Raw genomic sequence first — 22,063 nt, 5'->3', positions numbered from 1 at the left:
CCCGTGATCCTACCCTTTTCATTTCTGCTTGCACTCGATCGCTTCTTGGTCAGCCAACAATGTGCGGCCTCCCGCGCCGTCTTTAAACTCAATTCCAGGCCCAAGTAGGACGTCGTACAATTGCTGCACCTCTTGTGCAAAGACTCCTTCAGTATAGAGGCCTAAAGCACGATCTCTTCCGGCCTTTCCCATCTGATGAGCCAGTGCCGGATCCGAAACAAGTCTGGTCACGGCGTCAGCGATCGCCTCTGCGCTTCCAGCCGCGACGACGATGCCGGTCTGTCCGTCAATTACCTCTTCAGAGTTCCCGCCCACATCGGTCGCTACCACCGGCCGTCCCATGGCCATTGCCTCGAGGGGAGCTAGGGGACCGGCCTCGGTGAGAGATGGCTGAACGACAACGTCCAGTGAGGCCAGAACGTCGGGAAGGTCTGGACGAAAACCCAGGAAATGAATCGTTTTCATCAAACCCTTTTTGACCACGAGCCTTTGAACTCGGTCAAAGTAATCGGCCCCGCCTTTGAAGTGCACATTACCCACCAGGACGAAATGAGCCTGTGGAATACGCTGGAGTACCAATGCGGCAGCCTCAATGAAGAGGTGATGCCCTTTGCGAGGATCAAAATTGGCAACCATCCCGACCAAAGGTTGTGTATCCAGGAGGCCGAGTTCACTCCGAAGTCCGGGTGCCGCGCGCGTCGGGTCGAAGAGTGCCACATCGACGCCGTTATGAATTTCCTTCAGAAGATCCTCTCGGGCACCTCCCTTCATGTAGGCTTTCTTCACAGGGCCGGAACAGGCGATCAGAGCATGGGAATATTTGTTCAGAGTCCGGGTTACAATGTGACCCACCACACCGGGAGAGAGGACACTCAATCCAAGGAGGTGGCAAACTGCGGGAACGTGAGCTCGCCTTGCGGCGAACAGGCCGGTCCAGCAAGCCTCCGAATTGTTATGAACCAATCTGATACTCTCAGCCCGGATCAGGTTTTCGAGATCGTGGGCAGAGCTTCTAGTGTCCGCCCAGAACCCGAACTGTCGGGTCAAGGAGATCGACCGCGGAATCGTCCTTATTCCCGGAATGAACCGCACCTCTGCGCCCCGTTGAAGAAATTCCTCAGCAATGTCACACGGCGCGGGAAGGGCCACGACCGGTATGAAGCGCGTCCTGTCCAGGTGGGTAATCAAACCACGCAAGACCCGGTGGGGTCCACAATCCCAGTTATACGGCTCGACAAAAAGAATTCTTCGAGGTTCCATTTCGTTCCACAATTCGTCGTTGAGGCCAGGGGAACTTGACTAGCCCACAGAGACCTGTTCAGCCCGTTGGATATGAGGGAAGGGGCAGAGACTCTCGTACAAGGCCTGAATTTCTTCGACTTCTCTTTGAGCCGTAAAGTGGGACTCCACCTGACGACGACCGGTTCTGCTCATTGCCGCGGCCTGCTCACGGTTCTCCAGCATCCATACGATCTTCTCGGCGAGCTCCTCCGGGGTATTTTCTCGCAACAGCAGCCCGTTTTGACCATCGGTTATAATTTCTGGAACGCCTCCCACCGCGGAGGCGACTGTGGGCACGCCAGCCGCTTGGGCTTCAAGTACGGTCCATGGTAGGCCCTCGAACTTCTCAAACTTGGAGGTGAACACAAACACGTCCATGTTCAGTAGGCTTTTTCCAACACAGTCAGACCAGCCAGAAAACTCAAAGTGTTTTTCTACATTCAAATCACGAGTCAAGGTCTTGAGGCGGATCTCTTCAGGACCGGAGCCAACAAATACAAAATGAACACCGGGACAACGGGCCAATACCCGAGCTGCTGCGGATACGAGAAGCTGCGGCAATTTCTCGGAGCTAAGCCTAGCAATCATCCCTACGGTCTTGGGAGGGTTGACAGAGGAGTAAGGCCAGCCCTGCTTGAGTTGAAATTCGTCCAGATCGATCCCGCTATGGATAGTCCTTATTCGGTCCAACGGGATGCCGAAATCACGTGCGGCCTCATCGCCCACCGCGTCGGAAATTGCTATGACCGCGTCCAGATGTGACCGGACGATAGCGTAGCCTAACTTGTAGACCTGGCGCTTGAGGAGGGGAGCAGTCGGAGGTACAAGTGCTCCTTCAAGTGAGGAAACGTGCGCGGGGACCCCGGCCTTTCGGCGGGCAAAGCTCCCGGCAATATCACTTTGGATGAAGATCGTGTGCAGAACATCCGGTCTCAAGGCCACCAAACGCTCCTGCAACTGTTTCATGCCCCCCCAAAACAGTTTCCTCGGCGTTAATCCGTCAAGATACAGAACATGCACAGGACCGATGGATTCAAGGTGTTCCCTAGCTTTTGCAACATCTTTGGGAAATGGCCCACCTAAAATCAAGGTTACTTCAAACCGATCCCAATCCATGGACCTCGTCCAGTTAGTCAGATGACGAAGGGTTCCTCCTCCGGGCCAGACAAATGGCATGCAAAGCCAGACGATCTTAATTTTTCGCATGTGGACGACTTCGTTGATCTCCAGGCACCACTGTGAGCAGGTCCCTGGGTGTCTGTAAGGAGAGTGCGGTGATCATCGCGAGCGTGAGCCACACGAACTTGGCATTCTGAATTTCGATGGCAAGGCCGCCTGCCAGCAGCCCCACGAAAGCACCTACTGAACAAAGCATGAGGCGTTTTAAAGCTTCATCTACACGCCCAAATATGATCTTCATCGCCCTCCAAGTGGTAATGCCTAGCATCACACACCAAGCCAAGCCTCCAACAAGGCCATACTCAACCAGTACTGCCAGGAATGAATTGTGAGAAATGGTATTGAAGATTTCCCAGAAATTCCCGGGCCCGATTCCAAAGATCGGCGAAGACTGGAAATATCTCCACGCAACAAGGTTCAGATCAACTCGCAAGTCCACGGATTCTCGGTTCAAATCGACTAGCCATTCCCAAATTCCTGCTCGCCAGACGATGAGCCCAACGCCCAGGGGAACCAGAACAGCAAGATACCCTCGCAGTGCCGCGTGCGGAAGACTCCTAGGCCGGCTTGACTTGGAACTCAAAAGGCCGGCTCCCCAGTACACCAACAATCCGATGACTACGCTTGTCCAAGCAGTCCTTGAGTAGGACAATGCCACCCCTGAAAGCAAGATCGTAACGACCACCAACCGAGTAACTTTGCCGGTTAACACGGCAAGCGCGTAAAATATAGCTGGCAACAGAAATAGGCCAAAAATGTTCGGATCAAGCCATGTTGATGTCACCCGAGGCAGCGGCAATGAGAACCGTCCGACCTCGGAATAATTGATTCCCCAGGAGTAGATATCGAGTCCCGCCAGGAGCGACTGTAAGACCCCCAGACCGGCACAAACTACCGCCCCCCAGACATAGAACTTGACAATCTTCACGACCCTTGACAAATCCGGCGAAAGCACCTGGGTCAGGTAGAGAACGGTCAACCCCCCCATGAGGGTCACCATCATGCGGAGAACAGTCTCCGGGAACTGCGCCACAAACAGCGACAGAAGGGCCGCCACCAGAAGGCAGCCGCCCAACAGGAGAGTGGGCTTATCGACGCGACCAAATTCGCGGTTCGATGGGGTCCGGGAGGCAGTCACTCGTCTAATGCAGATCGCAACGAGAGTCACCACGAGCAGAACATTGGAGACCGAAAGGTTCATCGGGCCAGGAATTGTCTGGCTGTCCAACATGAACGACAAAACACTCAAATAGAAACCGATTTGTGGTTTGTGCATCACCAGCATGAAAAGCGGGACCGCCGGAATCAAGACCAGAAGCCAAATGGAGAAAGGGGTCTCCACACTGTTCAAGTAATACAGGCTGCCCACGGAGAGAAGCACCAGCGTGAAGAAGACAAAGACGACTTCCCAGCCGGGCATGGTGCGGGCGAAATTCACTTATCTCCTTTCAATGGCCAACCGTTCTTCTGAGGGGTGTCTTCTCGATAAGCTCCACATGCAGGCACTCAACAACCAAGTCTGTCTTGCTCAACCCGACCCCGCTTTCCGAATCAGCCTCCGTCGATCATCCCAATGGAGGCGACCAACTCCCCCTATGCAAAGGCGGCTATGTTTTGTTTCTTAGTGAGCTGTAAAACCATCGCGGAGTGGCTCACCAGTCCGAGCGTAACGGCAATCAAATAGGCCCCCGCCAAACCAAACGCTCCGTATTGCCTCGTCAATGCATAAGCCAACGTCACAAACACGATCTCTCTCGGAACGACAATGAGAGCAAAAGAGAGCCACATTTTTTCCTGCGACTGGATGAGCTGGTATAGACCCATGCTCAGGCCTTCCGGAATCGTGGAGAGGAGCAGCAAGACAAGAACCGGGTAGCCCTCGTGAAAGCTCCGGCCAAAGACACCCAGGACCACGTTCCCGCCAATCGCCAGCGCCATCGCCGGAATGAGGACAGCCAGACAAATCATGGTGACATTGACTCGAAATACCTCCCGGTAGCGGCGCAGGTCACCCTTTCCCCTTTCATTGTTCAGGACCGACAATCCGACGCTGTTGATCACATTGGGAAGGAAAAGCACAAGCAGCCGAATGCTGGTCGCAGCGCTATAGAGTGCCATCTGGGCGTACCCGTTCGGCCGCCGCACCAGCAGCAGATTCGCGATCCATATTGTCAGGAACGACAAATACGTCATGATGGCCACCGGCAGCGCAAACCGGTAAAGGATGGCACCCTCGTTCCCCAGCCCATCGAACCGCAGGCCGAATCCCTGCCGGGACAGCTCCCGGCGCAGCCACACGTTGTGGAGAAGACACCGGAGAAGGGCGGTCAGGGCGAGCCCGATCATCGCTCCATTCAAACCGTACGCGTAAGCTCCGAGTGAGACACCGAGGAGAGCGGTCAGTCCACTGGCGACACCGGCCTTGGCCAAACCTCGATATCCTTCCAGGCCCGCCAGTGCCCCCATTTGATATCCGTTGATGGTCGAGAAAAATAAAAAAACCGACCCGACTTTCAGCCCGAGTACCAGGTGAGGGGCTCGCAACACCACTGAGGCAATCCAGGATGAACTCCACAACAACGCAGAAGCGCCAACGGCCGCCGAGACGGCGGAGACCAGAAAACACAGCGTGAGAAGGCGCCCCGCCTTTTCCTTGTCCACGGTTCGGAACTCCGCGACATATTTCGTGGATGTGTATCCGGTGGACAGCTGCGCCACGATCGAGATGACCACCAGGGTGCTGTAGAGCATGGCATACTCGCCAAAGGTTTCACGCCCCAGCAAACGGGCGACCACGATGTTAATGGCGAGGGTGCTGCCCTGATTGAAAAATACTGCAACGAAGTTCCACGCGATACCGGCCCTCAGGCGCAAGCCCGGGGAGGCCAGCGAATCGCCACCCTCGATTCCTATCAGTTGTTTCCAATAAGTCAAATGAGGCGACCTGACTTGAGATGTCGAGCGATGCGTCTTTTTCCCATCGCGAGAAGAACAGTCAGTTGGTCAGAACAGTGCCATCCATCAGTTCGTGAGTTGGTTCTGTTGTCCCTGTCAACTCGACACCACGGCGTAGAGAGTTATAAAGAGCAGGGCATTTGAGGGGATCTGCAAATTAAAATCAAAACAGCTATGGAGAAGCATCCCGCAAATCCCGATCAGGGCCCCCAGTCGGACCGCCCGGTTGAAATGATGCCCCCCCTTGAGAGAGCCTCGCCGCTCCCGGTGTTCGGGCCATTGGATTTGTCGGGAGGAAATCCTTCGTTCGCGAAACGGGCGGTATCCGAGTGTCGCGAGCGCGATCAGGATCATGCCCGCTCCCAGAATTCCGGTCTCCGAGAGTAATTGCAGGTAGTCGTTGTGGGCCTGCAAGAACTGGACCGGAAAATCCTTCGATTGGTAGTGGGGAAAAACACTCCGGAATGTTCCCAGGCCCGAGCCGAAGATGGGGAAACTCTTGACGATGGCCCACGTATCACGCCAAACGGGAAGACGGTCGTTCTGCGAGGCGTCTTCATTCAACCGGCCCAGGACCGCTTCCGGACCAATCCATGAAATCATGAGAATCACCGCAATGAGCAGGAGGGGGATGACAAGCCCTGAGGTTGACGGTTTCTCAGGTTTGTTGAGTCGAAGTGACCCTTCAGGCCGGAATGCGAAGAGGAGTATTGCTGCACAGACCAGTTCGAAGAGAAAACAAAGGACGCCCCCGCGGGATCCCGAGTAAAGCATCGCTGCCCCCATCAACACCGCCGACAACCCCAACAGCCAGCGATAACCTGACTTACGTTTCAGGAAAAGCAGGAGCCCCAGCGTCACGCCGAAGCTCATCTCAATATATCCCGCAAAGTGATCCCGATTCACAAACGGACCCATGAGGGAGCCCCCGTGGGTAAGCCTTCGAAACCAATAAATCTCCTGAGTGCCGGAAAGCTTTTGAATGATTCCAAACAACGCCACCACAAAACCCATGGCGATCACTACAAGAGTGAGTTTCTTCAAAAATAAATTCCTCACTGCGACGTGACGGGATTTGCGGTACACATGGTTGGCGATAACTCGGAATCGGCTCGGATGTTCATTCAGCCCGGCCATTGGGTCAGTCTCAGTGTCAGGCCTGTCCAGCATAGTCACCCGTTCGCTCGAAGAAGCGATCAAACGTGTGAGGAGGAAGAAATAGACCAGCAGACCGATGAGGTTTAGTAAGGCGATGGAAGTCAAATAGGGGTTTGCCGACAATGGGACAGTGCTCGGGCTGACCATATGGAGCTTTTCGATGAAATGGGTACGGGCAGGAGAAATCAGGCGGACAAGAGAAACCGGAAGTGGTATCAGCTGAAAAACCACCAGTCCGATAAAGGCAGCCAACAGGTAAAGTGCTATGCCCTTTTGTCGGGCGGCTCTGTCACCTCCGCGCCGCTCAGCCATTTCTATTGGCCCGACCGGACCGCCGTTCATGCCGTCTGGATTGGCAGATCTCTCCGGGGATGGCACGATGAGGCGGTTGCAGGCCCAAATAAGCAGGAGCAGGAGGCCCACCAGATTGATCAAGGAATAGGCCCAAGGCTCGACGGAGCCGAACGCCAGGGGCGAGGCAACGAGTACAACCAGAATTCCGTATTGGACAAATTTAAGCATGGGAGGTTAGGTCTAAACGGTCTATTCGGTCGTTCGGTCTATTCAGTCTTTTCGGTCTGTTGAGTCAGTCGGTCGGTTCGGCCAGGGGACGGGAGCGTAGACTTAACAGATCCGTCATAAAGCCGGCGCACTCTTGACCGAATGGACCGAACGACCGAAAAGACCGAACAGACTGAACAAACCGTTTCACTTCTCCACAAGCACCACATTCCCGATCCAGACCCGTCCCTTGATGAGGTTATCGAATTTAGTTGAGGGGAACCGACGGAGACGAACAACCAGAAGTTGAGTCGAAGGTCCCGTCGTAAAGTGCTGGTCCAGTTCTGTCCACTCATTGTCGCCCAAGAGTTGCGTCGTTTGGAAGAGGACCACGGCGGATTGAGGACTCTGGCCGGCAAGATGAATATCAATGATTTCAAAATAGGGGCCATGATCAGTACTAATTCCCTGGGTCTTGAGCCAGACGGAAAAATCGTAAGGGGTCGACGGTCTGACCGGAACGTACTGATACACCTGTGCAAAATCCTGATTTGAACTGCCCGTGAATTCAATTCGAAGGGAACGGCGATTCTTGAGAAAGGTCTGCTTGTCGATACGAATCGGGACCTCGCGACTATCGAAGATCCGCCAATCAAAGCCCCCATTGAGCGGCTCGCGCGAAAAGGTGGGATTGAAGATGAGATTCTGGGTTGAATGAGAGAGGTCGGAAGTAATGCCATTGTTCCGGCTATAGTTCCCTGAACCAATCGGATCGAGGGCGGTCCGGTAGAGTGTCGCTTCCAGATAGTGGGTGAGGGAGAGTGCCCGCGACCACGTCGCGGTCGCTTCAGAAATGCGATCATTAAAGATGAGGGCATCAATGTAAGGAATAGTCTGCTGAATCTCGATGGGGTTGTCTGAATTCGAGAGGCTGTCCCACGCCAGGGTAGCGGTGTCCCACTCCTTCATGGCGGCGAACCACTTGATGGCAGCATATTGATCTGGCGCGTCGCCGGGAACGATGGTCCGATAGGTGATTCGGGGATCGATCCCCGCGCGGAAAGCCAGGGACAAGGCATCTGTCAGTGAATCGGAATCAAGGTCGGTCGTCCGTTTAAGCTCTTCGAGAAGGATCCCTTCGAGTTGTGGCGAGATTTCAAACTTCGCGGGGCCTTCCATCTGTTCCTTGCTTCGGTCGACCCGGTTGGTCGTCGGCTCCCTGCCGGTGGAATCAACTGAAGGCATGAGCCCTGCGGTTAAGAGCGTGGGATCGGAGGCGTTTCGCACAAGAAAATTGGCCATCGCCCAATGGGCTGCAGTTGAGGAGGGCGCCGCTGCGGTGGCATTTTGAAGCGCACGAGCAGCGTCTCCAACACGGCCCGAGGCCTCATAGGCTTTGGCCAGATTCTGCCAGGTCCCGGAGTCGTAGGGGTTGGCCGCTGAGGCGCGAAGGTAGCGCGTGATGGCTTGCTGCAAGTCGTAATCCTCGCCGGAATATTGATACAGTCGGCCGAGGGCTGCGTTGACAAACGGGTTGTCGGGTGCGGTTCGATCCAGATCCAGGAGGTTGCTCTTGGTGGGGGCTCTATCGAGGAGTGTCTCTACAGTGTAATTCCGGACTGTGAAATAGGCGAGGGTCAGGCAGAGAATCAAAACGGCGGCAAAGACGATAATTTTGAGGGGAAAAGACAAGGGGAAGCGGTCAATTCGGTCTTTTCAGTCTATTCGGTCTTGTCAGTCTGTTCGGTCCATTCGGTCGGGGAAGGGTCAGGTGTTATTGCATTCAAAAATGAGCCAACGAGTTGTAATGTCTTATGAGTCCCCCAGCGTTTCAAGAATACTCCCCCTGGATAATTGACATGACTGTCCATAGATTTGAAGATCTAAAATGCTGGCAGGAGGCAAGAGAGTTAACAAAGCTCATTTATGGTTTGACAAAGAGCGGTGGAATTCATCGCGACTTTGGATTGCGTGATCAAATGCGACGAGCCTCGGTTTCCATAATGGCCAATATCGCTGAAGGATTCCAACGCCGCGCCGGTCGGGAATTCGTCCAATTCCTTTATATTGCTATGGCCTCAGCTTCTGAAGTCAAGAGTCACCTCTATGTTGCCTTGGATCAGGGATACATCGCAGAGGAGCAATTCAGTTATGCTTATCAATATTCCGGAAAAACCGGAAAGATGATCTCCGCCCTGATCAGATATTTGCGAAGCCATCCAAAACCCCTCGACTGAACAGGCCGAATAGACCGAACAGACTGAAGAGACCGAACAGACTGAAAAGACCGGACAGACTGAAGAGACTGGACAGACTGAAGAGACTGGAGAGACCGAATAGACCGAACTTATTACCCGGCCTTTCCGTCCTTTTCTTTTTCTTCCGAATAGTAGGAGTAGTAATAATACTGGTGATAGTAGTAATCGTAGTCCGCCGAACTCACGTCGACGTTATTCAAGACTGTCCCGAAGACGCGGGCGCCCACATCGCGCAGCCGCTGGGCAGCGCGTGCCGCCGCGTCGCGATTCGTGGTTCCCCCCTGAACCACCAGGACGACCCCATCGACCAGGGTGGAGAGGATCGTGGTGTCAGTCACGGACATGACCGGAGGGGAGTCCAGGATGACGTGGTCAAAGTGGGCCGACAGCATCTCCAGCGATTGCCTCATGATTTCCGACCCGATCAGTTCCGATGGATTGGGAGGAGTGATGCCGGCGGGAATGACATAGAGATTCGGAATCTCGGTCTCCACGATCAAGGGCACCAGCTTCGCATTCCCCGAGAGGAAAGAGCTGAAGCCTGAATTCCCGGGCGGCATCTCGAAGACCCGGTGGAGACGGGGCCGGCGCATATCGCAGTCGATGATCAGCACCCGGCTCCCCATTTGCGCCAGGGTGATGCCGAGGTTGATGGCAGTACTGGTCTTCCCTTCTCCGGGACCGGCGCTCGTGATCAGAATGCTCCGGGGCGGATGGCCATTGGTGGAGAGTAGCACCGAGGTGCGCAGGGTGCGAAAGGCCTCGGAGACGATGGATTTCGCCTCGGTCTGGGAAATGAGATCGATGGCATGGCGCCTTTCGTGAGGGCTTCCATTCCGGCCAGACAGACTCTGTCGGCCTGCCAGCATCTTCTGTGAGGTCGAAGGAACAAGGGCCGGCACCAGTGCCAGCGAAGGCAGACGGAGAAGCTGCTCCACCTCATCGGGGGTTTTAAGGCTGGTATCCATGAACTCCAGGAGGAACGCCATTCCGACACCAAAGATCAGGCCTACAACCAAACCCAACAGGATGTTCATTGCTTTTTTCGGCTTCACGGCATCCTTGGGCACTTCGGCCAGGTCGACGATCCGGATGTTGCTGGATTTGAGCCCGGCCGATATTCCTGCTTCTTTGAGTCGTTGCAGGAGTCCCTCGTAGAGCTGCTTGTTGGTGTCGACTTCACGTTTGAGAATGTTGTATTGAATCGATTTCTCATTCAGCGCGTTGGCTTCCAGTTTTTGCTGATCCAGGGCGTTCTGGAGCAGCTGTTCCCGTTTGACAGCCGTAAAATAATCGGCATCAATCCCCTTCAAGATGCGCTGTGTCTCGGAGGCGATTTGTTTCTTCAATTCCTCGAGTTGAGACCTGATCTGCTGTGCCGCCGGCCAACCCGGTTGAAACTTGGCCGCCAGGTCCGCGTATTGACGTTCCAGGTCGGCCTGGCGCTCGGTAAGCGTCTTGATCAAGGAATTCTCGCGAATCAGGTTCACATCTCCTCCCGCAGCAGAGTGAATCTCGCGGTAGAGTGATTCCTTTGCGATGCGGTCGGACTGGGCCTTGGTCAACTCTTCATTCAGGTTGGAGAGTTTCTGGGTTACGATGTTTTGTTTCTCGTCGACGGAAATGATCTGGTTGGTGCGCGCGTAATTGACCAGCGCCTCTTCGCTTTTCTCCACCTTCGCCTTCAGGTCCACGGACTGCTTCAGAAGCCACTCGGATGCTTTCAGGGTGGCGTCATACTTCGATTCGAGATTGAGGTCGATAAATCCATTGATCAGCGCATTGGTGATTCGGGCCGACAGTTCCGGGTCCGGCGAACTGAAGGAGACCTCAATCACCCGGCTGCTCCGCTGGGGTTTCACGTCAAGCTGTCTTAGAAATTGGTCCACCACCAGCGACTCCTTCTTTACATCTTCCTCATCACTGGCCGTTTTGACCGTGGACGGAGTGGTTTTCTTATCGGGGGATTTAAGGAAGTCAAAGGGTGACCGGGACCGGTCGGGATCGAACATCGGGTGGCGTCGGAGATCCAGTTGATCAATCACGCGGTGGGCCAGGGTCCGGCTTTGCAGTACCTTGGCCTGGGTCGGCACCGCGACCTGTTCGCTGTCCGCATTCTCCGTCACGAAATCCTTATAGCTGACGACATTGGGGGATTCCCGGTCGATCTGCACCAACGCCTTGGCCTCATAAATCGGCGTTGCCTTGAAGGAATAAATGGTGACGACCGTGACCATGGTGACCAGCACGGTGAAAACGACCCAACGGCGTTTCTTGATGATCCGATAGAAGTCGCGCACCTTGGGGGGAGGTTCCTCCTCCCAGGGCGTCATCAAGGGTTCCAGCTCCGAGCGTCGGGCCAGCGCGGTCGGCTCGCGATGGCGAGGTACGAGTTTGTCTTCGATGGCTTCATCCATAGATTTTTCCAGGAAGGCTTTTCGGTCTGTTCCGTCTGTCCAGTCTATTCGGTCCGTTCGGTCTATTCGGTCTGCGCCTGCGTCCGCCGGGGTTTTGGCGGATTCGGTCTGTTCAGTCTGTTCGGTCGGGGGTTCGCCGGGTCTTCGGTGGGTCTACTTGGTTTAATCGGTCTGCTCCGCGGTGGTTCACCGGGGGACCTTGTGCACAACCATTTCAACAACGATTAGCAACATTCTGAAAAGGATGCACTAAGAAACTTCTACCCACATCAAACCCCTAAAACCCACTCGACGACCCCGACCGAACAGACTGAACAGACCGAATAGACGAAATGGACCGCCTCACCTATCTCCGATAGATCGCAATTCCCGTGGCTGTCTGTAGAGCTGCCTCGGCCCCTCGACGCAGGGCGCTCTTGCTGGCGCTGGCAGGGATGAACAGGACGTCATTGTTTTGCAGCGTCATGTCAGGCTCTTTCCCTTCAAAGACCTTGGCCAGGTTGATCGGGATCTCCTCTTTCGTTCCATCCTCGTGTTTGCGAATGATACGGGCAGCCTTCTTTGCGGCAGTGGCGTGGACGCCTTCGGCCAACGAGACAGCCTGCAACACGGTGAGTGATTCGCGCTCCTTAAGCACAAATCCACCCGGGCGTCCCACATCCCCGGTGACGTAAACAATTCCTGCCTTCGCGACATTAATGGCGTCGCCGGGTTGAATGAGGAGGTTATATCGGGGCTCGTTCGAGTTGATCAGATCGCTGATCTTGACCTTGATGATCTCTACTTGCCCGGAGGAACCTTTGGAGCCGGAACCGTCCGGCGCAACTTCCGGGGCGCTGGGAGCCCCTGAACTGCCGATCTCGCCCTCCTTTGACGGCGCCGTGGAAGAAGCCATCTCCAAGGCGGAGTGTCTCCTGACGGTGACAGAATCGCCGGCGTCCTCGGAAAACCCTTCTGCCATTGCCAGCATTTCAATCAAGGTCCGCGGAGACTGAAGCTGCACAATGCCGGGCTTCTTTACGGCCCCATAAATCGCGACGGGACGACTTTGAAACTCCTTGATGAAAACGCTGACCTGCGGATTCTTGACGTATTTCTGGCGCAACAGTTCGGCAATTACCACCTCCAGTTCGCGGGCCGTCAGACCCGAAGCCTGCAGGGAGCCAATCAACGGGAGCGAAATCCTCCCCTGGTTGCTCACCCGCACGACCCGGTCGAGATCCTTGATATCGAAGACCGCAATCTCTACCAGATCGTTGGCCCCGATGACATAGTCCGATCCCGAGTCGCTGTTGGTGGTCCGACTCGCCGCCCGCTTCGCCAGCGCCTGGTTCAGGGTGTTGATTTCGTCACTACCGGTTTCTCCCCGGGGCCATTGCGCCGATGGCGGTTCGCCAGGCCTCTGGTCCCCTACTCGCGTCTGCCCCAGAGATCCCGTTGAGAGGCCGGCAAGGAGACCGATGAATAAAATCAGGAGATTTGTTGGTTTCATAAGTTTCGGCTTTCTCACGATTCGGTCTATCCGGTCTATTCAGTCTGTTCAGTCTATTCGGTCAGCGCGTGCGTCCGCCGGCTGCGTGTCGGATTCAATCTATTGGGTCTGTTCCGTCTGTCCGGTCTATTCAGTCTTTTCGGTCTATTCGGTCTATTTGGTCAAAGGTCCGCCGGCTGCGTGGCGGATCTATTCAGTTGGTCGCGACAGAACAGCTGAAAAGAGGAACCTGGAAGAACGTGGAGATAGAACGCGCACAGGAACTAATCACCGGGTCCGCGGACACCACGAGAGATTGGCCCGTTCTAATCGGGAGATGTTCGGAGGAGTAGCAAATGCTGCTATATATTGGAAGGAGAATGCCGTATTATGCTTACAACTACCGACTAGATTAAACCGACCGAATCCGCCACAAACCCGGCGGACGCAAGCGCCGACCCATCTATGGCCGGGACGGACTGCTATCGTTCTTCGTGGCCTGCCAAATGATGATTCCTGTGCCAACGCCGATTCCCGCGACGATGGCAGCAGTCGCAGCCGCACCCAATCCAAAAAATCCATTGCTTCCGGCAGGAGCACTCGCTCCCGTTCCCGCCTTCTTCTTATTTTTCGACGTTGCGTTGTCCGGCCTCGGATTATTTGAGCCTGCATTTGAAGCCGCAGCGATTGGGATCACGCTGGAATCGCCCTCGCTTACTGCATAAGACCGACCGTTGCTGGCGACCTGTAGCTCGCCGGAGAGAGAACTCACTAGGATATATTCCGGCGTGCTCATGACCTTCCCTCTGGCCGCGCTGGCTGCAGCGATGGATATCTCCACGCCCGAAGCACGGATCTTCATGCCCTCATGACTCAGCTTCGGCGAAGAGTACAGAACTTCACCGCGGGTCAACTCCACCCTGTAATTGCCGCTGTCCTGCTCCAGTCGAACCTGAGAAGCGCCCGCAACATTGAGCAGCCCCGCGTTCTTCAACGTGATGGCCACGGGTTGACCGGGACTCGTACTGACAACATCTCCATTAAAGACGGTAGACTCCGCTTGCGTCGTAGAGGCGGTCCCGCTGACAACCATTTGTCCAATGGGCATCGCCGCCCCAAAGACGGGCGTCATCGGAACATAAAAACAGTTGATTGATAAAATCAGCAGGCCGATGATCAGCTTTGCAAACCAATCCTTCCTGATGAAAAGGGGGTTCATGCGACGCCTCCTCCAGTCAAACGACTGCGTTGTTTGATTTATGGTATTCTCCGCGAATACGGAAAGTCAAGGGAAATCACGGCTGCGCTCACCCTGTTTCTTTCATCGTCGGCTCAATCGTTGCTTTGCAGCACAAGCCCGGTTTGTTTGTTCCGACGAAGGACAGAGAGCCGAGTCGACTTGAATCGAGTGCCTCCGCAGAGTCCCCTTTTATAGCTTCGCCCTCTCAGTCACAATCGACCGGTTACAAGGGTCCCTTTTCGAGCGGGAAGACCGATTACGCGCAATGGATTTCGACAAGAGTCTTAAGAGCACCCCTGGCCGCAACATTTCCTGCTTCGGTCTTCGCGCCAGAGTATGCGGGGCCCTCCGACCCAGAGAGCCCGGGCCGTGAAACTTTCTTTAATAAGAGCAATTGGGAAACCACACCGGAAACCTGATTGAACCGACCGGTCCCCTCAAGCGCCCCCTTTGCTCGAATCGCCGAACTACAATGATTCCCATCCAAAACAAATGCGCCTTTCATATCGATGCGCCCATACCCCGTTGGATCGTCTGAACTCCGCCCCTGCTTCAAAAATACAGCCGTTTCAATACAGGAGTGAGAGGATTCGCCCGAATAGAACGTGAGGCGAGACGTCAATCTGAGACCAAAAACCCACACACTCCGCAATTATACAAAGACATGATCAGGAATCTGAAACACTCGAAAAACCAAAACGTCCGGTTCGCGTGTCTGTTAGGTTTGAAGGCCGTTGGCCCTTATTTTAAAACACATTGAACAAAAAGCCTCGATTCGCAATTCCCGCAGTTACAACCACTTCCGACGCTTAAAAACTAATACCTTGACTTTTCCCCCACTTAATTCATCAAATGCACTAACTGTGCAATATTATACACTTTTGCAAAATCAGAGACAAACAATTTTTTTTAGGAAATCCTTTCCCCCCCCCCCACAAATTTAAAAAAATCAAACCCTCCAGATGAAGAGTGGTTGACACAAAAGGTCTGGCGCAACAAGTGGTCTGAAAGGAGACTATATACTCATCGCTCCCGGAAAGGTCTTATCGGGGCGAAAGGCAATCCTCTTCGCCCGTTAGTGAAGTGGCTCAACGTTTAAGGCATCCACCTCCACCGCCACGGCCTGTTGCAATAACTCAATAGAGAGAACCAGCGTCGAGAGATTTTTCTTTCGTACGAGAATCCCTTCACAACCCTGCAAGGCTCCTGTTCTTACACGCACCCGCTGACCAACGGTCAGGGAGGGATGCGGGTCATATTTCAAATCCGACCGCAAAAGAATTTGAATGTTTTCGATTTGCTGATCTGGGATGGGCTCCGGGACGTTCTTGATTCCCACGATTTGAACAACCCCGGACGTCTTCAAAACATCAAGACGATGGTCCAGTGTGGTGTGCACGAATAGATAGCCCGGGAAAAGCGGCTTTTCGACAAGCTTGCGCCGGTCCTTCCACTGGCTGAGGACTTTCATGAGCGGCAAGAAAGTCTCCAATCTCTTCTTCGACAACTCGAGATTCACCACTTTCTCGTGGCGGCTTGCGGTCCAAACGGCATACCAGGCAGGGTGGTTGGATTCATTCATGTGATTGCCGACCCTCAAAGGTTGGCTCAACCCTGCGGGGCCTTCATGGAAGACGGGAGGATATCGAACTCCGCACGAGGCGGAAAAAAAGTTCGCTCCCCAAAGGTGAACCCATCAAATCCCCCGCATGACTAATAGCCGAAAATTGTGTCATTCTCATGTCGACCAGATTGTTTTGTTGAAGGACGGCGTCGAGTCAATACGATTTATCAGTCCACTTCCCCCTTCCCGGAGAAGCCCTGATTCCAAAACCCCGACAAGTGACGAACATCCATCTTGAATGCTCCATCGTCTGGAGCTCAACGTCCTGCTATCTTCCTGCCATCTTTCCCACCGGCAAAGGGGAGCCCTTATCGTCAAAGAAGTTCAAGGTGGTACTGGCGGCATCCCCGGTATCCAACAAGATAAATTGCGTGAGGTACCCTCCCCCATCCACGATGTGCGGAAAGACAAGCGGCGCGACTGCCGGCTGGCTGTAGTCCGCAATGGGGAAGGTCGTCAAAAGGAAATCGCGCCGGTTGTCGAGCGAACGCAGGGTCAGCGCCACAAAGGGAGAGGTCGAATGGATATCCAGAACTCCAGTGAACCCGCTGGGAAAACTGGAAATCATCTCCCCCACGAATTGTGCGGTGTGTCCCTTACCACTTAACAGCACGGCCTTTCCCGTCCCTGCGGGCGTGTTGCCATCGGACTGAAAAGCACTCACCACAACACTGACGGGATCGCCCGTGGGGGCAGCAAGGGCAAGTCCCGTGTTGTGGCCGCCGGACGTGTCGACGTATATGCGGGCATGAGTCGTAGGGTTGGCCGCCGGAATCCCTGACTCGGTGACGACAATGCCATTCTGGGTGAATCGGAACACCCCGGCCCCTACGGGTGAAGAGGTCCCTTGATCGGGTATGACCTGCACCGAACCGGCGTTGATGGTCCCTGGAGAGCCATCGGTCTCCAGGAGGAATACCCCACCGGGCGGAATGCTGTAGCGGAACGACGAGTTAGATGCTCCACCGCTCTGCTTGACGGCAAGAGGCGAGCCCGAGTCGTTGAACAGGCTCAACATCCCGGTCTCGGTTCCCGCAGAGGTATTCAGCAGAATAACGGTCGTCTGATAGCCTCCCCCATCGACCACCTGGGGGAAGTAAAGCGCATTGCTCGATAGCGGTTTCGTGAGATCGGCAATGGGAGTGGTGGTCAGCAGGGTGTCGCCACGTTGGTTGCCGGTCAATCGCAGCGCAAGAATCGATAGAGGCTGATCGCTTTGAATTTCAAGCGAGCCGAACTTCGTGATGGTACTGAAATCTTGTGGCACCACAAAGCTCGGGGCCTTCTCGTTGATCTGGTCGATGAAGCGGGCGTCGTGCGCACCTTGATCCAAGGTCTGAGTTCCTGTAGCGAGGGTTGTTGTGCCGGTGGAATCCCTCAGGGTGTAGGTAATATGCGCCGGACCCGTGCCGCGGTTCACGATGGCACAGCCGGTGTTGATGTTAATGGTGCCTGCATTGAGCCGCGCGGTTTTGGCGGGAACACTGCTGCGAAAGTCGATGAAGATCTTGGCATGCGTGGTCGGCGGCGAAGCGGGTACACCCGCCTCAGTGACGACAAAACCATTCGAGCTAAGACTGAACACGGCCGTGCCGTCGGTTGACGTACCCGAATTCAATGTGACCGTCGCATACCCTGTCCGAACACTGCCCGCGCCTCCGATCGTTGAAGTGGTCCCAGCACCTCCCTGGGGCAGAGAAAGATTCAGTTGAGAGTGTGAGTTCGTGGACCCTGAAATGGTAATGGAATAGTTCTGGCTCGCCGCACACCCATTAAGATCCGTCGCCGTGACTGTAAAGGAAAACGTCCCGGCCGACGCTGGAGTTCCTGAGAGTGCGCCATTCACGCTGAGTATCAAACCCGGAGGCAAGACCCCGGGCGGCGCCGAATAGGTAGAGGGTAGTGGATCTCCACTGGTCGTGATGGTCTGGTTGTAGGGCGTGTCGACAATGCCTGCAGGGAGCGAAGCTGGCGAGAAGGTAATGGCTGGACACCCAGAGGGATTAATAGTGATCGTGTATGCCTGCGTCCCAGTGCAACCGTTCGTGGCGGTCGCCTTGACCGTGAAAGGGAATGCGCCAGGCTTGGTCGGCGTCCCGATGAGGGCGCCGAAGGGCGTGAGCGCCAACCCCTGCGGCAAACCGCCCGTGGAGATGGTGAAGGTATAGGTTAAAGAGCCGCTTCCGGTGATCGTCTGGTTGTACGCTGTCCCTACTACGCCTCCCGGCAATGTTGCGGGCGACAGGGTCACCGGGGTACACACCGCAGTGGTCACAATCAGGGTATAAATCTTACTGCCGCCGCAATTGTTCTGGCCAGTGGCAGTCACGGTAAATGAATAAGTGCCCGCTGCAGTCGGTGTGCCCGTAAGGGTACCCGTGGGCGAGAGCGTCAAACCAGGCGGCAAGCCTCCCGGAGGGACTGAAAAAGTGAAGCCGGATGAACCACTGATTGAGATCGACTGGTTATAGGCCGCTCCCACAACGCCATTGGGAAGTGTGTCCGGTGACAAGGCGATCGTCGGACAGTTAATGGCGACTGAGTATGCCATGCTTCCCGTGCAATTATTCGCATCGGTTGCAGTCACCGTAAAAGAAAAAAGGCCCGTCGCCGTGGGCGTCCCTGAAAGTGTACCGCTTGAAGAAAGCGTCAACCCGGCGGGAAGAATAGCGGGAACAGTTGCAAAACTGTACGGAGACACTCCACCACTGGCAACGAGCGTCTGGCTGAAAGGTACCCCCAGCAGTCCATTTGGAAGTGTCGCTGGCTGTATGGGAATTGTCGGGCAAGCAAAGAATTCACTCGGTGAGGACGAGGAATTGGCGCCCACTAGGTTTGCGGCGAGAAGAACAGCTTCGCTCTCGCCATTGAGGCCCACCCCCGCGACAGGGCTCTGACTCAATTGTGCTGGGTAGTTCACCCGAGAGCGAGAGGCGCCGGTTTGTATGCTCGGATGGGTTGAAGCTTCGTTGAAGACATCGTTGGCCGCAGTCCGATCGAACTTGCCTCCCCTATCGAATCCAGCGGCTGCAAACGAATTCAATTCTGGTCCTTTTGACTGTGAAGTTGCCGTCGAGACGGGCCCATTGCTATGACTGGTTGCTGCGGTCAGTTGCCCCGTCCCTATTGGGTTCAAGAGGAAGAAAGTTGCCAAGACTAATCCAATGAAAAAAAAATCGATACCAAAAGGCTTTTGATTTGATGAGTTCATATTTATTCGACTGGAAGTGATGGATTTTATTACATACAACCAATATGAATACTACACCCCAAGCTTGTGTTGTCAAATGGTGAATTTTCTATGTGTTACAGCTGACGTTAAGGTTAATAGAGGCCTGTCGACACAGGGGAATCCTTCGCCCAAGAGTCGTCAGCCGACTCTCCCGAACCCGCCCAACGGACAAGGCCTGATCCCCGGAAGAATTAAAACTTGCTGATCCCGACTGATCGTAATGATTCACAGGTCACTCTCCTCTCCCTCGTCCGAGGAGACACGGGATCTCCTTTTCGGGACATTTCTCCTTAATCGTTGCCCAGCAGACCCGCAATCTCAAATTTGAAATTTCAGATTTCAGCAGCCGATCCGTGGAAGGCTCATGACCCCGTCGCAATCGGCCCGATCCAATACCTTACTTCTCGCCGCTGGTTCCAGAGCGGAGTCATTCCCGGGAGCAACTGATGAATGGAATTGGCCCTGGCCCGGTGGGAGAGAAGAATTTTCAATGAATGTTTCCTGCCACCCTTCGAACCACATTCTTGAGTTTTCAAGTTTGCCACACTGATGATCACGCTTGTGAAGGGAAGGGTGAATCAGAAGGAACAGAATCTACTGTGAGGACACAGCAATCGAGACACCCGGTTCCGATGGGCTCGTACGAACGATTGAATCGACCAGCTCGATCCGGCCGGTGGAACTAAAATGCCCCGGGATTTCGGAATCCACTTCCGAAATCCCGGGGCTGCTTTGGTACCCACTGCGTGCTGCTCAGCGTTTAGTGCCTTAGGATCGATTTGTCGAGGTCCATCGATCCGCTTCTCTCTACTTGCACCCGGTACAGGCCTTGTAGTTATAGTCATTGAACAACCACGCCCCACCGACATTGGTCCACAGCCGGACGAAGATGGAGCTTCCATCATTCGGAACCCCAGCCACCGCGGTCGAAAGGCCCAAGCCTTGTCCCGCGCTATAAATATCCTGTCCGCCCTGGGTCCTTCCCACTTGGAGGTACGTTTGGGAAGCCAGGCTCGTGGTCCACGAGAAGGTCGGGGAGGTGGAGTTCAGGATCGCCCCGACAGCAGGACTTGTCATAGCGGCCTTTGTAGCGGTACATCCCGTGCAGGCTGAATAAGTATAATCATTGAACAGCCACGCGCCACCGACATTCGACCACAACCGCACATGCACCGGGCTGCCATCGTTAGGCAGGGCCATCACCTGGGCCGACAAGTTCGCCCCTTCACCACTACTGTAAATCTCCTGGCCTCCAGGGGTCGTCCCAACCTGCAGATAGTGCTGCGACGCCAGACTAGTGCTCCAATTGAAGGTCTCTACCGAGGAGGTGAGTGTCGTTCCCGGCCCGGGGCTCGACATTGTCGCTGTAGTGGGGGTGCACCCGGTGCAGGCGAGGTAGCTGGAGTCGTTGAACAACCAGGCCCCATTCACGTTCGACCAGAGCCGCACAAACACCGGCTGGCCGCCGATGGGAAGGCCCGACACCAATGCCGACAAGTTTGGTCCCAGTCCTGCGCTGAAGAGGTCTTGCCCGCCCGGCGCCGTGCCCACCTGCAGATAATACTCTGTGGCCAGGCTGGTGCTCCAAGAGAAAGTCACCTCGGAGGTCGTCAAGGTTGATCCTGTGGCAGGAGTTGTCATCCGTGCGGTTGTCGGAGTACAACCCAAACAAGCCACGTAGTTGTAATCGTTGAATGACCACGAACCTCCAATATTCGACCACAGCCGTACGAAGACCGGGGTGCCGTCAGTCGGCAGTCCGATCACCTGGGTTGAGACGTTGGTCCCTTGTCCCGCACTATAAAACTCTTGTCCGCCCAGCGTGGAACCCACTTGCAGATAGGTTTCAGTCGCAAGGTTCTCTGACCAACTAAAGTTCACCTCCGAGGAGGTCAGTGTCAACCCCGGCGTGGGGGCCACTATGACTGCGGCCTTGTTTGCGGGCGTGCCGGGGGCCGTAAAGGTGTACTGGAAAGAGCCCAAAATCTGTTTATTTTTCACCGTCTGCAACGTGAAGAAAATGGTTTCGCCGAGCGCGGGGATACACCCCGTCGTAGGGCTCGTTGCAGTGGGGATGTTGCAAGCCGGACCAAGGTTCAGAAAATTCTGGCCGGCCCCGCCGCCTACCCCTCCGGTGAAGTTAAAGAAAATATCATGGGCACCGGGTACGCTTTCGATGGTTACAAAGTAGTCGGCGCTGGCATTGCACCACAAGAGGTCGATCGCACCTGTTGTTGGGTTCGGAACCAGTGTGGACCCAGACGCAGGGCTGATCAATTGGGCCACCGAGGTGGAGCATGTTTGCGCTTGAGCGCATACTGCCCCCATGCAAAAAACTAAAACCATACATACGCTTCGTAAGAGCCATTTCATGCTTGCTTCTCCTTGAGGATGAATTTATTTGTTCCGAGTCTCCACGTCGTCATGCCCTTCTTCAGCCTATGCATCAAGTAATGCCCCAAGAACCTTGGTCAGTCACCGCCTCAGCGATGGGCCAATCTAGAACATCTGTATCATTCGCGTATATAGGGTGAGCAAAAGTGTACAAAAATATACCTAATGCGAAAAAACTTTCAATTGAAATCGGTGGTCTGGACGCTGGCGGTGAGAGGAATTTACTTTCTGGAATGGGATATTTTGGGAGAATCTTTGGAGCACAGCAGATCAATGGAAAGTTTGAGCCAATTTTTCAAGGTGGGCTGGGTAAGGGGGGGCACACTGAGCCGTTTCTCGGGGCAAAGTCTAGA

General features: G+C 54.8%; 13 protein-coding genes. 1 reads left to right on the top strand and 12 read right to left on the bottom strand.

The genetic code is table 11. The features are described 5' to 3' along the window. Positions 1–18: 18 nt before the first annotated feature. From LAO21_07600 to LAO21_07575, 6 genes are all read right to left on the bottom strand, one after another. Positions 19–1,260, bottom strand: coding sequence for a glycosyltransferase family 4 protein (locus LAO21_07600; GenBank protein MBZ5552569.1), 1,242 nt, complete (start codon positions 1,258–1,260; stop codon positions 19–21). Positions 1,261–1,299: 39 nt separating this feature from the next. After that, complete coding sequence (locus LAO21_07595) at positions 1,300–2,487, bottom strand: glycosyltransferase family 4 protein (GenBank protein ID MBZ5552568.1); 1,188 nt, start codon at positions 2,485–2,487, stop codon at positions 1,300–1,302. Then, positions 2,474–3,898: an O-antigen ligase family protein gene (locus tag LAO21_07590; protein MBZ5552567.1), complete on the bottom strand. Its 1,425-nt coding sequence runs from the start codon at positions 3,896–3,898 to the stop codon at positions 2,474–2,476. The genes LAO21_07595 and LAO21_07590 overlap by 14 nt, the downstream gene beginning before the upstream one ends. A 155-nt stretch (positions 3,899–4,053) precedes the next feature. Next, the gene (locus tag LAO21_07585; GenBank protein MBZ5552566.1) at positions 4,054–5,394 is read right to left on the bottom strand and encodes an oligosaccharide flippase family protein; all 1,341 of its coding nucleotides are present in this window, start codon (positions 5,392–5,394) and stop codon (positions 4,054–4,056) included. Between the two features lie 117 nt (positions 5,395–5,511). Further along, on the bottom strand, positions 5,512–7,095 hold the full coding sequence (locus LAO21_07580) for an O-antigen ligase family protein (GenBank protein ID MBZ5552565.1): 1,584 nt from the start codon (positions 7,093–7,095) through the stop codon (positions 5,512–5,514). Positions 7,096–7,281: 186 nt separating this feature from the next. After that, complete coding sequence (locus LAO21_07575; GenBank protein MBZ5552564.1) at positions 7,282–8,766, bottom strand: hypothetical protein; 1,485 nt, start codon at positions 8,764–8,766, stop codon at positions 7,282–7,284. 167 nt (positions 8,767–8,933) lie between these two features. Here LAO21_07575 and LAO21_07570 point away from each other — a divergent pair, with 167 nt between their 5' ends. After that, on the top strand, positions 8,934–9,311 hold the full coding sequence (locus tag LAO21_07570; GenBank protein MBZ5552563.1) for a four helix bundle protein: 378 nt from the start codon (positions 8,934–8,936) through the stop codon (positions 9,309–9,311). 113 nt (positions 9,312–9,424) lie between these two features. Here the strand turns inward: LAO21_07570 and LAO21_07565 are convergent, their stop codons facing one another. From LAO21_07565 to LAO21_07540, 6 genes are all read right to left on the bottom strand, one after another. Continuing rightward, complete coding sequence (locus LAO21_07565; GenBank protein ID MBZ5552562.1) at positions 9,425–11,749, bottom strand: polysaccharide biosynthesis tyrosine autokinase; 2,325 nt, start codon at positions 11,747–11,749, stop codon at positions 9,425–9,427. 346 nt (positions 11,750–12,095) lie between these two features. Further along, positions 12,096–13,241: a polysaccharide export protein gene (locus LAO21_07560; GenBank protein ID MBZ5552561.1), complete on the bottom strand. Its 1,146-nt coding sequence runs from the start codon at positions 13,239–13,241 to the stop codon at positions 12,096–12,098. Positions 13,242–13,683: 442 nt separating this feature from the next. Beyond that, entirely contained in the window at positions 13,684–14,439 is a 756-nt protein-coding gene (locus tag LAO21_07555) for a FecR family protein (GenBank protein ID MBZ5552560.1), read from the bottom strand. Between the two features lie 1,096 nt (positions 14,440–15,535). Next, positions 15,536–16,042 carry a UpxY family transcription antiterminator gene (locus LAO21_07550; protein ID MBZ5552559.1) on the bottom strand — a complete coding sequence of 169 codons (507 nt, stop codon included), beginning with the start codon at positions 16,040–16,042 and terminating at the stop codon, positions 15,536–15,538. Between the two features lie 310 nt (positions 16,043–16,352). Beyond that, complete coding sequence (locus LAO21_07545) at positions 16,353–19,127, bottom strand: Ig domain-containing protein (protein MBZ5552558.1); 2,775 nt, start codon at positions 19,125–19,127, stop codon at positions 16,353–16,355. Positions 19,128–20,123: 996 nt separating this feature from the next. Next, on the bottom strand, positions 20,124–21,689 hold the full coding sequence (locus LAO21_07540; protein MBZ5552557.1) for a hypothetical protein: 1,566 nt from the start codon (positions 21,687–21,689) through the stop codon (positions 20,124–20,126). Positions 21,690–22,063: the final 374 nt, after the last annotated feature.

This window comes from Terriglobia bacterium (assembly GCA_020073085.1).
Classification (GTDB): domain Bacteria; phylum Acidobacteriota; class Terriglobia; order JAIQFV01; family JAIQFV01; genus JAIQFV01.
Note: the sequence above shows the minus strand (reverse complement) of the source record. Positions and strands in the feature narration are given on the sequence as shown.

Coding starts and splice junctions, on each gene's coding strand:
- LAO21_07600 (MBZ5552569.1), bottom strand. CDS start 1,260: ATGGAACCTCGAAGAATTCTTTTTGTCGAGCCGTATAACTGGGATTGT.
- LAO21_07595 (MBZ5552568.1), bottom strand. CDS start 2,487: ATGCGAAAAATTAAGATCGTCTGGCTTTGCATGCCATTTGTCTGGCCC.
- LAO21_07580 (MBZ5552565.1), bottom strand. CDS start 7,095: ATGCTTAAATTTGTCCAATACGGAATTCTGGTTGTACTCGTTGCCTCG.
- LAO21_07570 (MBZ5552563.1), top strand. CDS start 8,934: ATGACTGTCCATAGATTTGAAGATCTAAAATGCTGGCAGGAGGCAAGA.
- LAO21_07565 (MBZ5552562.1), bottom strand. CDS start 11,749: ATGGATGAAGCCATCGAAGACAAACTCGTACCTCGCCATCGCGAGCCG.
- LAO21_07560 (MBZ5552561.1), bottom strand. CDS start 13,241: ATGAAACCAACAAATCTCCTGATTTTATTCATCGGTCTCCTTGCCGGC.
- LAO21_07555 (MBZ5552560.1), bottom strand. CDS start 14,439: ATGAACCCCCTTTTCATCAGGAAGGATTGGTTTGCAAAGCTGATCATC.
- LAO21_07550 (MBZ5552559.1), bottom strand. CDS start 16,042: ATGAATGAATCCAACCACCCTGCCTGGTATGCCGTTTGGACCGCAAGC.
- LAO21_07540 (MBZ5552557.1), bottom strand. CDS start 21,689: ATGAAATGGCTCTTACGAAGCGTATGTATGGTTTTAGTTTTTTGCATG.